This is a genomic window from Bacillus sp. FSL L8-0199, assembly GCF_038005705.1.
Taxonomy (GTDB): domain Bacteria; phylum Bacillota; class Bacilli; order Bacillales; family Bacillaceae_G; genus Bacillus_A; species Bacillus_A cereus.
Map to the genome: position 1 here is coordinate 5376280 of NZ_JBBOTS010000001.1, position 14831 is coordinate 5391110.

The following is a 14831-nucleotide window of genomic DNA, read 5'->3' on the forward strand; positions in this document are numbered from 1 at the left end:
TCTTCTCCCTTCAGATACATAATTTTCAAAATATATTTCTATATTTTTACAACACAATACGTTCTATAATAAATACTTTTTATACAAAGTACAACAATAGAAAGTTGATTTACAAAGTTTATATGCGTTAAACTTATACAGATGTTCTTGTAATCTTCTTCCTTCCAAAAGGCTTGTATATATGATGCAAGACATAAAAAACTTGAGGAGATAAAAATTCTATGATGGAACAAAAGCAACTTGTTTCTGTTGTCATACCTCTGTATAACACGGAAAAATATATTGAAGAAACGATGCAGTCAATACTAGATCAAACATATAAAAACATTGAAATTGTAATTGTAGATGATGGAAGTAAAGATCAATCACCTTCTATTGTGAAAAACCTTGCTGAAAAATACCCAGGGCAAGTAAAATACGTTCATCAAAAAAACCAAGGTGTTTCGGTAGCCCGTAATACAGGTATCGAAAATGCTAGCGGAGAATATATCGCTTTTCTTGATAGTGATGACTTATGGCATCCAACTAAAATTGAGAAGCAAGTCGAAAGTATGCATAAAAACGAAATGGACGCGTGCTATTGTGGTTATATGAATTTCTACGAAGAAACAGGCGAGAAGGTTGAACATACAACAAACTTTATTAAAGGTGATATGGCAAAAGCATTCCTAACACATCAAGTTGTTGCTCAAACAAGTACTTGGATTTTCAAACGATCCATCGTAATGGATCATTACATTCGTTTTACACCAGGATGTAGTTGGGGCGAAGATTTAGAGTTTTTATTTAAACTTATGAGTGTGACAAATGTATGTTATGTCGATGAATACTTAACTTATTATAGAATCTTATCAGAAGGAAATCTTTCTTCTAAGTATAAAGATTATGAATTAAAAACGACAAAAGAGCTAGAAGTATTCAATCGTATGAAAGATTGGGTACATAACAAATCTCAAGATTTCATTACGAAAGACCCTCAGTCACTTATTGAGATTCTTGAGACTTATTTATTCCCTTATACAGTCATCAATAACGCTTGTATATATATTAAGGAAAACTCTCAATTAGATAAATCACAAGTTCAATTAATCAAAAAAGATATTAAGAAATATTGCCGTAAAATCTATTCAAAGAATGGAAAGCGTAGTAAAAAACTATATGCAATGCTTTGGTTTGTACGAATTAAATTTCTGTTTTCTTAAACTGAAAATATAACGATACTCTCTCTTTCTGTGAACAAATCAAATTTACAAATAGGACAAGCTAACCAGGTCCTAAAGAATAGAAAGGTCTTTTCTCATGAAAACAAATAAAATTCTAAAAAACGCATCCTACCTCTTTGTAGGAAACATTACTGTCCGTTTTGTACTGGCTATTGCAACAATTTTCTTTGCAAGATATGTTTCTCCAAGTGATTACGGTATGTTTACAACTGCGTTAGCAGTTTCAGCTGTTATTTGTTACTTTACAGATGCAGGTTTAACACATACGTTTATGCGTGAAGGAACGAGAAGCGATGCTAATATTAGTGTGCTAATAAGTAGTTATTTACGTATTCGTTTAATATTAGCTATCGTAATTTCTGTACTTTTCGCTATTTTTGCCCAGTTCTTCTATCCCGATGCTTACTTACGTGCGATGGTATATTGGGTTGTCCTACCAACAATGTTCGGAGCAACCTTACAAGGTGTTGGTATGGCTTACTTCCAAGTAACAGAACGCATGCAATTTACAGCTATTATTTCTGTACTACAAGGTGTAACGGCTGCTGCTGCCCTATTATTAGGGATGTCTTTTCAATGGTCACTTATGATGGTGGCTGCCATGTACGGGGTATCTAGTCTTGTAACAGGTGTTATTGCCTTTATAATGACAATACGCTATACGAAAGTACATAAGGGTTGGGATAAAGGCATTTTAGATCAACTACTTATTTTCACAATCAATGGAATCATCATTATGCTCTTACCACAATTAGGGCCTATTATATTAGAAAAAGTTTCAACATATAAGCAAGTTGGATTCTTTGGTGCTGCATATAAAATACCTGCCGTACTATATCAAATACCTGGAGTAATTGCAGCTGCATTTTATCCAAGACTTTTTGCTTTTGGTAATGAGAAAAATATTGAAGAACATAGAAAATTATCAAGTTTTGAATTAAAACTTATGTCTTTTTTAGGAATGGGAATTTCTATCCCCTTTATTGCTGATCCAAGTTTCTGGATTGTTAGTTTATTAGGAGAAAAATACGCTCCCGCTGGTGACGCTCTTGCTATTCTAGCGTTTATGGTTATTTTACAATCAATTAACTATCCACTAGCCGATAATTTAACAACGATTGGCCAGCAATGGAAACGTGCAACAACAATGACTATTGGATTAGTTGTTGCCATCATAGGTTATATTGTATTAGGTAGTAAATATGGAATGATGGGGGCAGCTGCCGCAGCCATACTTACCGAAATTACACTATTAATTGGATTTACCCTCTTTATTCGTAAAGGCATGCAATTATTAGTTAAAGGAATTATATTTAATTCCTTAGCCTTTATTATTAGTTACGGTATATACCGAATTGCATTAATCAACTTACCACCATTAGTTGCTTTAACTCTTACTGGTATACTATACGGTATAATCGGAATTGTAATTGATCCTCAAATACGTGGATTCGTTTTAGGATTTATAAAACAAAAGCTTATTCGCAAACATGCTTAAAAGCAAAAAGCTTTTCCTATTTAAAAATGGAAAAGCTTTTTGCTTTTTTATATACCATCATTTTTCTTCAGTAAAAAAATGCTATATATTCCAGCTCAAATTGACTTACTTTCTGAAAATGCCTTATACTAAATTACATGTAAACTATGAACTTCAACGCTTGTAAAAATATATATGCTTCAACAAAAATATATATTTTCTCATGTTAAAACTAAAGAACACACCTTTAAAAATTGGTGTGTTTTTATATGCTACCTAAAAACTAGTTGCTACATGTAACGACTTTCAAAGGAGGATTATCAATTTTTATGAGCATAAAGCCGAATAATAAATTCTTTTCCAAGAAAACAATAATAATTATGCCAATATTATTATTGTGCGCTTTTGCTTTTCATTATTTCTTTTTAACATCTAATCAAGCCTTTTCTGGTACAGGGGATGCGTTACGTCAATTTGGTTTTTTTACGTTTCTTCTACAACATGCCTTTAAAGATGGCAACCTTTTTTGGTCTTTTGATTATGGATTAGGTGGAGATTTATTTGGAGAGTTTAGTTATTATTACAGCACATCACCGTTTTTCTGGATTACACTGTTACTACCTAAACTAAGTCTTGAGCAAGTATATGACGTGAAATTATACATGAGTATTTTAAAAAACTTTTTAGCTATGGTATTCATGTATGGTTCTTTACGTTACCATAATAAAACAGCATTCTCATCTTTTGTTGCTGCTATTATATATGGTGGCTGTATTACTTTCATCCGCCACTCTTTACTATGGGATTTCATGGCTGATGCCATTGTATTTTTACCATTAGTAATATGGGGACTTGATAAATATATTATTGAAAAGAAGCGCGGACTTTTCCTAATCACCGCTACTTTAATGTTAGCATCAAACTTTTATTTTGCTTTTATCACAAGTATTTTCATATTTATTTATGCATTATTCCAATACTTTGCGACACAACAAAATAAAACGATTGTCTCTTTTCTAAATTATTATATTAGAATCGGTTTATTGTACGGATTATCACTCGGTTTAGCTGCCGTTTGCTTCCTCCCATCAGTTAATGCCGTATTTAGCGCTGATCGACTATCAAAAAAGTTTGAGATACCATTATTATTTGAAGATAAATTTTATAAAGATTTAATGGAAAATATTTTCTTCATGTATAATGCTGAAAATCATCAATTAGCTTTACCAGCTTTAATTTTATTCTTAATCGTATTTGGAATGTTTATACGTGATAAACTCGTTAAAAGTAAAGTATTCTTTACGTTATTCATGTTCATTCTGTTTATGCTTCCATATACATATTCTGTGTTTAATGGTTTTTCAGCAATGCAATCTAGATGGTTTTATTTATTTGTATTTGTAATTGCCCAAACAATTGCATACATTCTAGATTGGATGATTATTCATAAGAAAGACTACAAATTACCTTATTTAATAAGTTTATTAGTGTCTATTGGATTATTCATTTATGCATTTTATAGAAAGGCAAATATAAATGTAACTGATAAACCTTTACAAGACGTTGATAACATTTTACTCGGAACTGTCGTTCTTTCTGTTATTACAGTATGTTTATGGCGCTATATTTCTAAATCATTCATACAATTTTTAGTTGTATTGAACGTCCTTGTTAGCACCGTTTCTATGAATTATATGTATGCGAATAATATACTTAGCACCGTTTACGGACAGAGCCAGATTTCAACTGAAAAGTTACACGAACCAGGCTATGATAATAAAGAAGAAATTGCTGCAATTCGCTACATACAAGAAAACGATAAAGACTTTTATCGTATTCTTAATCCATATAGCGAATATAACACACCAATGCTACAAGGTTATCATGGCTTAAGTACGTATCAAAGCTTAGTTAATTATTATGTCCATGACTTTATGAAAAATAAATATGGTGTATTCCAAATGTACGATACACCTTCAATGTTTTATCAAGCTGATAGTCGACTACTACTTGAAAATATGCTAGGTGTAAAATATCGCGTATTAAGTGCTGATACAGATTCAAAGAATGTGCCTTATGGATATAAACTATTACAGCAAGTAGGACCGTATAATATTTACAAAAATGACTATGCTTTACCGTTAGGATATGTATATGATTCGGCTATAAGTGAGGAAGAATTTTCTAAATTAAACTTCGCTCAGCGTGATCAATTATTATTACATGCTGTTGTCGTTAATAATACAAAAGAATTTTCATTAAACCATTTTAATAAACAAGACCTTAAATCAAAGGCAGTATCTATTAAAACGGAAAAAGCAAAATTCGAAAACATGGAAAAACAAGAAAATAAACTAATTGTTCATGGCTTTGGAAATATGATTGTACCTATCAATTATCCTGATACACCTGGTGATCTACTGATAGAATTAAAATTAAAAAATGCAGGCACATTCAATGCAACTGTTAATGGAAAAACGATAGGAAAAGGTGACGATGCTGGTGCATACTCTTATCCGTTAGAAAGGTTTGTTTACAATTTGGGCAATGAGCGTCCAGAAAATCTAACTATCTCTATTGATATGGCAGGTGAGTATGAATTAGGTGACTTGCAAGCAAATATTGTAAACTATGAAAGTGTACAAAAAGAAACAAAAAAACTAACTGAAAATAGGCTTGAAAATATTTATTATAAGAACAATTATTTAAAGGGGGATATCAAATCAAATAAAGACGGGCTTTTATATTTATCTGTCCCATATAGTAAAGGCTGGACTATAAAAATTGATGGAAAAGAAACAGAATTTACGAAAGCGAATTCTGCCTTTATCGGTGTTCCCATTACAAAAGGTTCACATGTAATCGAAATGACTTACGTTACACCTTATTTCAAATTAGGTATGACTATATCAATCATCTCACTAATTATTTGTATAGCTTTACTAATTTTCACAAATCCAAATGCACGACGAAAACTCTCTTTTAAAAATCAATAATGAGCACTCAATGAAACATGAAGCTATCTATTTAGATAGCTTCCTATAATAATACATAAATAGTATTTTAATCCACTACAAACAAGGAGTGTCAAAAATGACCCTTTCAATAGTAGTACCATGCTACAATGAAGAAAAGGTGCTTCGTGCCTTTTATTCAGAGACTTCTCTTGAAATTCATAAATTAACTACCGATTATGAATTTGTTTTTGTTAATGATGGTAGTAAAGATGATACTTTAAATATTTTACGTGATTTAGCTAGTTCAGATTCGTCAGTACACTACATATCATTTAGTCGAAACTTCGGAAAAGAAGCTGCAATGTTAGCTGGTTTAAAATATGCTACAGGCGATGCAATTGTTATTATGGATGCTGACTTACAGCACCCTCCTACGTTAATAAAAGAACTGTTAGAAGGATATAACGACGGCTACGACCAAGTCATTGCAAAAAGAACAAGAACTGGTGATTCACCCGTTCGCTCTTTCGTCTCTCGTCTTTACTATAAAGTGATGAATAAATTTGTAGATATTGAATTAGTAGACGGTATTGGTGACTTTAGACTTTTAAGTCGAAGAGCAGTAGATTCTTTATTATCTTTAAGTGAATACAACCGATTTTCAAAAGGCTTATTTTCTTGGATCGGTTATAACGAATTAATCATTGAATATGAAAATGTATTACGTTCTGATGGAGAAAGTAAATGGACCTTCTCGAAATTATTAAATTACGGAATTGATGGTGTAATTTCATTTAATAATAAACCGTTACGTCTATCTATATATCTCGGATTACTAACAACCATTTTAGGACTTTTATACGTAATCACTACGTTTGTTCAAATCATCCTTGGTGGTGTGGAAGTTCCTGGTTACTTTACTCTCATTTCCGCTATACTATTTATTGGCGGTATTCAACTCATATTCCTAGGTGTTATTGGTGAATATATCGGTCGTATTTATTATGAAACAAAACGTAGACCGCATTTTATTGTAGCTGAAAAGAAAGTTAGTGAAGTTAAACAAAAGGCATAACCAAAAAGTTACTTCTGTAGGTAGAAGTAACTTTTTTATATACTAACATTTACAAACACTTCTTTTGAAAAAATATACATTTTGAAATGATGGCATTATATGAAAGAATTTAGTATCATGATTCAAGGTACTATTTCAAGTTGGACGGAGGATACTATGAGCTTATTAACAGTTGAAAAATTAGGACATACATTTGGTGATCGTACATTATTTAAAGATGTATCTATGCGATTATTAGCAGGTGAGCACGTTGGATTAGTTGGTGCAAACGGTGTTGGTAAATCAACATTCATGAATATCATTACTGGTCAGCTTATTCATGACCAAGGTCGTGTAGAATGGACACCGGGCACACATTACGGCTACTTAGATCAGCATACTGTTTTAACGCCTGGACGTACGATCCGTGACGTACTAGCGGATGCATTTTTACCGTTATTCGAAAAGGAAAAAGCTTTAAATGAAGTTACAGAAAAAATGGGAACTGCTACACCAGAAGAACTAGAAGAACTTCTTGAACAAATGGCAGAAATACAAGATGCACTTGAAGCAGGTGGTTTCTATTTACTAGATATGAAAATTGAAGAGGCTGCACGTGGTCTTGGAATTGATGCTATTGGTTTAGATCGTGATGTTTCAGCACTAAGTGGTGGACAACGTACAAAGGTATTGCTTGCAAAGCTATTACTTGAACAGCCAGAAGTATTATTGCTTGATGAACCTACTAACTATTTAGACGTTGAACATATTCATTGGTTAACAAATTATTTGAAAGAATATCCACATGCATTCTTATTAATTTCTCATGATACAGAATTTATGAACAAATGTGTTGATGTTATTTTCCATCTAGAATTCACAAAAATGACACGCTATACAGCGACATATGAAAAATTCCTAGAACTAGCAGAAATCAATAAAAACCAACATATAAACGCTTATGAAAAGCAGCGCGAGTTTATCAAAAAGCAAGAAGACTTCATTGCAAAAAACAAGGCTCGTTATTCAACGACAGGTCGTGCAAAGAGTCGTCAAAAGCAACTTGATCGCATGGAACTTATTGATCGCCCAGAAACAGCAATTAAACCTGAATTCTCATTTAAAGAAAGTCGCGCAAGTAGTCGCTTCGTCTTTGAAGGTGAAAATGTAGAAATCGGATATACACATCCGCTACTACCAAAGCTATCAATGACGATCGAACGTGGTGAAAAAATTGCTATTGTTGGATGTAACGGTGTTGGTAAATCAACGTTACTAAAAACAATCTTAGGTAAAATTAAGCCTTTAAGCGGTAAAACAAGCCTTGGTGACTTCTTAGAGCCTGCATACTTTGAGCAAGAAGTTAAAGCTGACAATATAACACCAATTGATGATGTATGGAATACATTCCCTGGTTTAGACCAGCATCAAATTCGTGCGATGTTAGCAAAATGCGGATTAAAAAATGAACATATTTCTCGCCCATTAAGTCAATTAAGTGGTGGAGAACAAGCAAAAGTTCGTTTATGTAAGCTAATGGGTGAGGAAAGTAACTGGCTACTATTTGATGAGCCGACAAACCATCTTGATGTTACAGCAAAAGCGGAACTTAAGAAGGCTATGAAAGCATATAAAGGAACAATCCTCCTTGTATGTCACGAACCGGACTTCTATGAAGATTGGATTACAAAAGTTTGGGATGTTGAAGAATGGTCTCAAAATAGTAAATAGTCTTTAAGAAAAAACTCCTTGTGTAGACAAGGAGTTTTTTACTTATTTTTATTAAGAATTTTTTATATTGTAGTATCCTATAAGTCGTAATCGAAATTCTTTTAATTCCGGATACGCCTCTAAATTTGCTAACATACCTCTAATTACTGGAATTCTTGGATTAAGCAATCGTATTTCCGCCTCTAAAACATCTAACGTTACTAACAACTCATCATCCTCTAATTGATCAGCTAAACTACGCTTAAATACAATAATTTCTTTTAAAAAATGCTCTTTAACTTGTTCCTTAATAAGCTCTGATTTACAAAGGAATTCTCCAAGCTTTTCTTCATGTAAAATAGGTTCTTCCGAAGATTCTACTAAGCCATCTACTAAATGATCTACTCTTTTTAAAATAAAAGCAGCGACATACGATAAATCAATTTCTGGTGCTTGTAAAATAATTAACTCTAAATAACCACGGCATATGCCTTCTACTATAATTACTAAATCCAATAAATATGGCATAACCTTTTCACCATAAATGGACAATAAACTATTCCGATAAAATGCATGAGACTCTAACTTCATCCGCATCATAAATTCTTCTACTTCTTTATTAAACGGAATTGCATTTTCTCTCGCATGCATAATAATAAATTCTTTATGTTTTTGTATATCATTAAACTGACAATGTAATTGTTTTGCAAATTTTTCACGTGGTAATAAAGACTCTTGTTCAATATCCAGCATTTTCTTTTGGATTTTGTCATAATAATATCGAAGTGTCGCTAATAAAAGCTCATCTTTCGATTTAAAATATAAGTAAAAAGCTCCTTTAGATATACCACTAGCTGTCACAATTTCCTGCACTGATGTCGCATTTACACCCTTAGTAGCAAATAACTTCATAGCCGATTCTATAATTAAACGCTCTTTTTCTTTCATATCTTCTCTCCTAAATTTAATCTCGCATCTTATTATAAATGTATTATACCATCCCTTTTTATTGACGATTGACCGAACGGTCAGTTATATTATGTATTAGACTGACCAGTTGGTCAATATAATACAAAGGGAGCGCAAACATGAACAAAATCATCAATTTCTCGTTAAAAAATAAGTTCGCAGTTTGGCTACTAACCATTATTGTTACTATTGCGGGGATCTACTCTGGACTCAATATGAAGCTGGAAACAATTCCTGATATTACAACACCGATTGTGACAGTAACTACGGTCTATCCTGGTGCTACACCAGAAGAAGTAGCTGATAAAGTTTCAAAGCCGATGGAAGAACAACTACAAAATTTAAGCGGTGTTAACGTTGTGAGTTCATCATCTTTTCAAAACGCATCTTCTATTCAAGTAGAATACGATTTTGACAAAAATATGGAAAAAGCAGAAACAGAAATTAAAGAAGCTCTCACAAATGTAAAACTCCCAGAAGGTGTTAAAGATCCTAAAGTTTCACGAGTAAACTTCAATGCTTTTCCCGTTATTTCGTTAAGCGTAGCAAGCAAGAATGAATCTTTAGCTACTTTAACTGAAAATGTAGAAAAAAATGTTGTACCGGGATTAAAAGGACTTGATGGTGTTGTATCTGTTCAAATTGCTGGTCAACAAGTAGATGAAGTACAGCTCATCTTTAAGAAAGATAAAATGAAAGAACTAGGACTAAGTGAAGATACTGTAAAAAATGTGATTAAAGGATCGGATGTATCTTTACCACTTGGCTTATACACATTTAAAGACACGGAAAAATCAGTTGTTGTAGATGGCAATATTACAACGATTAAAGCATTAAAAGAACTTAAAATCCCAGCTATACCTTCCTCACCTAACGGTCAAGGTAGTCAAAATGCTGGCACTGGTGCACAAACGCCACAAATGAATCCAGCCGCTATGAACGGGATTCCAACAGTTACATTAGATGAAATTGCTGACATTAAAGAAGTTGGGAAAGCAGAATCCATTTCTCGAACAAATGGAAAAGAAGCAATTGGAATTCAAATTGTGAAGGCCTCTGATGCAAATACAGTTGATGTTGTAAATGCAGTAAAAGATAAAGTAAAAGAACTTGAGAAAAAGTATAAAGACTTAGAGATTATTTCAACATTCGATCAAGGTGCACCTATTGAAAAATCAGTAGAAACAATGCTGAGCAAAGCAATTTTCGGTGCTATCTTTGCGATCGTTATTATTATGCTGTTCCTACGAAATATTCGAACAACGTTAATCTCTGTCGTTTCAATACCACTTTCTTTATTAATTGCTGTTTTAGTCATAAAGCAAATGGATATTACGCTTAACATTATGACACTTGGAGCAATGACCGTTGCTATAGGCCGCGTTGTCGATGACTCAATTGTTGTTATTGAAAATATTTACCGACGTATGTCGTTATCAGAAGAGAAATTGCGCGGAAAAGATTTAATTCGTGAAGCTACGAAAGAAATGTTTATCCCAATTATGTCTTCTACCATCGTAACAATTGCTGTATTTTTACCACTTGGACTAGTAAAAGGTATGATTGGTGAAATGTTCTTACCATTCGCCTTAACTATCGTCTTCGCTTTATTAGCATCATTACTAGTAGCAGTTACAATCGTACCGATGCTAGCTCATTCCTTATTTAAGAAAGAGAGCATGAGGGAAAAAGAAGTACATCATGAAGAAAAACCAAGTAAATTAGCAAATGGGTATAAACGCATACTTGCATGGGCTTTAAATCACAAAATTATTACATCAAGTATCGCTGTCCTTCTATTAGTTGGTAGTCTTGCACTTGTACCAGTTATCGGTGTAAGTTTCTTACCTTCTGAAGAAGAAAAAATGATTATCGCAACATACAACCCTGAACCAGGTCAAACGTTAGAAGACGTTGAAAAAATTGCAACAAAAGCTGAGAAGCACTTCCAAAATAATAAAGACGTCAAAACAATTCAATTCTCATTAGGTGGCGAAAACCCAATGAGTCCTGGTCAATCAAACCAAGCAATGTTCTTCGTGCAATATGATAACGACACGAAAAACTTTGAAAAAGAGAAAGAACAAGTCGTTAAAGATTTACAGAAGATGTCTGGCAAAGGCGAATGGAAAAACCAAGACTTCGGAGCAAGTGGCGGTAGTAACGAAATTAAACTATACGTTTACGGAGATAGCTCAGAAGACATTAAGCCTGTCGTAAAAGATATTCAAAATATCATGAAGAAAAATAAAGACTTAAAAGATATAGATTCTAGTATTGCAAAAACATATGCAGAGTACACTTTAGTCGCAGATCAAGAAAAGCTGAGTAAAATGGGCTTAACGGCTGCTCAAATTGGAATGGGACTTTCTAATCAACATGATCGACCTGTTCTGACAACAATTAAAAAAGACGGTAAAGATGTCAACGTATATGTCGAAGCTGAAAAACAAAATTATGCAACAATCGATGACTTAACAAATCGTAAAATTACAACACCACTTGGTACTGAAGTGGCTGTGAAAGATGTTATGACTGTAAAAGAAGGTGAAACTTCGAATACAGTGAAACACCGCGATGGCCGTGTTTATGCAGAAGTAAGTGCAAAACTAACATCTGATGACGTTTCAAAAGCATCTGCCGCTGTTCAAAAAGAAGTAGATAAAATGGATCTTCCTTCTGGCGTAGATGTTTCTATGGGCGGCGTTACAAAAGATATTGAAGAATCATTTAAGCAACTTGGCTTAGCGATGTTAGCTGCGATTGCCATTGTATACTTCGTTCTTGTCGTTACATTTGGTGGTGCCCTTGCACCATTCGCAATTTTATTCTCGCTACCATTTACAATTATCGGAGCTCTTGTTGCCTTATTAATCTCTGGTGAAACATTAAGTGTATCTGCAATGATTGGGGCGCTTATGTTAATCGGTATCGTTGTAACAAACGCAATCGTGCTTATCGACCGCGTTATTCATAAAGAAAATGAAGGACTATCAACACGTGAAGCTTTATTAGAAGCTGGTGCAACACGCCTTCGTCCAATTTTAATGACTGCAATTGCAACAATTGGTGCTCTTATCCCGCTTGCATTAGGATTTGAAGGTAGTGGCTTAATTTCTAAAGGACTTGGTGTAACGGTAATTGGTGGATTAACAAGTTCAACGTTATTAACACTTCTTATTGTTCCAATCGTTTATGAAGTATTAAGCAAATTTAAAAAGAAAAAAACAAAATAACAAAAAATAACCTCGCTAACTGCGAGGTTATTTTTTATTTCCAAACAAGACTAGAAAATCACCATAGCCTTCTTTCTCTAATTCCTCTTTTGGAATAAATCGAAGGGCTGCAGAATTAATGCAGTAACGAAGTCCATTTGGTCCTGGACCGTCTGGAAATACATGCCCAAGATGTGAATCTCCTTCCTTACTTCTCACTTCTGTACGCGTCATATTATGACTCACATCCATCTTTTCTTTCACACTTGCTGACATAACTGGTTTTGTAAAACTAGGCCATCCACATCCACTATCAAATTTGTCTAGAGAAGTAAATAGCGGCTCACCTGAAACGATGTCTACATAAAGACCTTCCTCTTTATGGTTCCAATACTCATTTCGAAATGGTGGTTCTGTACCATTTTCCTGCGTTACATAAAACTGCATCTCATTGAGTTTTTCTTTTAAATGAGCATTATCCTTTGGCCAATGTTGCTTAATAAAAGCATCTCGTCCTGAGCCTTTACGATATAACTCATAGCGGAATGTGTTTTTCTTATGATATCCTTGGTGATATTCTTCAGCTGGATAAAATGTAGCTGCTGGTAGTATTTTTGTCGCAATTGGTTTTGAAAAGCGCCCACTCTGCTCAAGTTCTTCTTTTGAGACTTCTGCTTTTTTATGTTGTTCTTCATTATGATAAAAAATCACTGTTTCATAAGACTGTCCGCGGTCGTGGAATTGTCCTCCAATATCGGTCGGATCAATTTGTCTCCAATATATATTTAACAATTCCTCATACGACATTTTATTTGCATCAAATGTAATTTGTACCGCTTCATAATGTCCTGTTGTTTCTGAGCACACTTCTTTATACGTTGGGTCCTCTTTATGACCGCCTGTATAACCTGAAATAACCTGTATAATGCCCTCCATCTCTTCAAATGGAGAAACCATACACCAGAAACACCCTCCAGCAAATGTAGCTAACTCTACCTTTTCATTTACAGCCATTACTTCACCCCTATTCTATATTCTCCTTACAGTATGGCATAAGAAACATAATGTTATAAAAGAAAAAGCATCGAACATCGATGCTTTTTCTTTACTTCACTTTATTTTTTCCAACATCCTTCTCCATTTCATCACTTGTCACGTCTAAAACATCTAGTAAGAAAATGAAGATTGGAATACCGATAATCAGTCCCCATACACCTAAGAAGTGCTCTGAGAAAATTAATACCATAAAAGTATAGAAAATCGGTAAATTTGTTTTTTGCGACATAAACTTCGGATTTAATACGTAACTTTCAAGCGCATGAATCACTGTTACGATAACTAAAATATAAACAACGTACATAATACCGCCAATATTGTAAGCAATCATACAAAGTGGGAATAACGAAATGATAACCCCCGCTACTGGAATTAATCCAAGCAAGAAAATCATTAATGCTAAACCTAATAATTGCGGGAATCCTAATATCCATAATGCGATAACTGAAAGAACACAGTTAACAACAGCAATTAAAAATTGTGCTTCGATTACCTTTCCAAATGAACGTGCAAATTTCTTTCCGAAGTACTCAATTTCAGTATAGAAAATTGCAAGCCTGCTTTCTTTAAACTTTGCAGTAAAACCAACAATACGAGATTTTTCTAATAAGAAAAACAAACTCAAAATTAAAGAAAGTAAAACTTGAAGGCCAAATTTACCAACATTCGTAATCGATTTATACAAAATGTCTACGCCTTGTCCTACATATTTAGAAAGCTCCATATGATTGACAGCATTAACTGCATACTTAATTAGTTCACTATCTGGTGGGTTTCTTAAAAATACATTGAATTGGTAAATCAGTTGTGAAATTTGTATCGTCAATACTGGTAAATATTTAAATAGCGTAATAGCAATTCCACCAATTAACATTACATATAGAAATGCTATAATAATTTTTCGATTAATAGGCATGAAATGATCTAATTTGCGGGAAATAAACTTTTGGAATCGATCCATTAAATACGTGAGAATAAACGTAATTAATATTAAATTCAACATACTTTGCAGCCCGTATAACACGAGAGCAAGTATTACTAATACGAGTAACCTCTGAAATCCTTTACTTTGAAACAGGTTTTTTATTTGCATAATCGACGAATACTCTCTCCTGTCCTATAAACTAAAACGTTAATAAGTAGATTTCTCTCTCTTTTCTACTTTTAATT

At 33.5% G+C, this 14831-nt stretch carries 9 protein-coding genes; 6 read left to right on the plus strand and 3 right to left on the minus strand.

Features of this window, described 5'->3' with window-relative positions; genetic code table 11:
* Positions 1-221 precede the first annotated feature (221 nt).
* From NST86_RS27815 to NST86_RS27835, 5 genes are all read left to right on the plus strand, one after another.
* Positions 222-1202 (plus strand): glycosyltransferase family 2 protein, encoded by a 981-nt coding sequence (locus NST86_RS27815; RefSeq protein ID WP_000970521.1) that lies wholly within the window; start codon positions 222-224, stop codon positions 1200-1202.
* A 97-nt stretch (positions 1203-1299) separates the two neighbouring features.
* The gene (locus NST86_RS27820; RefSeq protein ID WP_227593355.1) at positions 1300-2721 is read left to right on the plus strand and encodes an oligosaccharide flippase family protein; all 1422 of its coding nucleotides are present in this window, start codon (positions 1300-1302) and stop codon (positions 2719-2721) included.
* 308 nt (positions 2722-3029) lie between these two features.
* A complete protein-coding gene (locus NST86_RS27825; RefSeq protein ID WP_206905508.1) occupies positions 3030-5696 on the plus strand; it encodes a YfhO family protein in 2667 nt (888 codons plus the stop codon).
* A gap of 97 nt (positions 5697-5793) precedes the next feature.
* On the plus strand, positions 5794-6732 hold the full coding sequence (locus NST86_RS27830; protein ID WP_000175827.1) for a glycosyltransferase family 2 protein: 939 nt from the start codon (positions 5794-5796) through the stop codon (positions 6730-6732).
* A 156-nt stretch (positions 6733-6888) separates the two neighbouring features.
* A complete protein-coding gene (locus tag NST86_RS27835; protein WP_000055410.1) occupies positions 6889-8442 on the plus strand; it encodes an ABC-F family ATP-binding cassette domain-containing protein in 1554 nt (517 codons plus the stop codon).
* 51 nt (positions 8443-8493) lie between these two features.
* On the opposite strand, the gene NST86_RS27840 is transcribed toward NST86_RS27835, so the two are convergent.
* On the minus strand, positions 8494-9369 hold the full coding sequence (locus NST86_RS27840; protein ID WP_000659645.1) for a TetR/AcrR family transcriptional regulator: 876 nt from the start codon (positions 9367-9369) through the stop codon (positions 8494-8496).
* A gap of 140 nt (positions 9370-9509) precedes the next feature.
* On the opposite strand from NST86_RS27840, the gene NST86_RS27845 reads away from it, so the two are divergent.
* Positions 9510-12626, plus strand: a complete 3117-nt coding sequence (locus tag NST86_RS27845; RefSeq protein ID WP_109140750.1) for an efflux RND transporter permease subunit — start codon at positions 9510-9512, stop codon at positions 12624-12626.
* Between the two features lie 27 nt (positions 12627-12653).
* On the opposite strand, the gene msrB is transcribed toward NST86_RS27845, so the two are convergent.
* Positions 12654-13619 (minus strand): peptide-methionine (R)-S-oxide reductase MsrB, encoded by a 966-nt coding sequence (gene msrB, locus NST86_RS27850; protein ID WP_016118975.1) that lies wholly within the window; start codon positions 13617-13619, stop codon positions 12654-12656.
* A gap of 91 nt (positions 13620-13710) precedes the next feature.
* Positions 13711-14754, minus strand: coding sequence for an AI-2E family transporter (locus NST86_RS27855; protein WP_001166010.1), 1044 nt, complete (start codon positions 14752-14754; stop codon positions 13711-13713).
* Positions 14755-14831 lie beyond the last annotated feature (77 nt).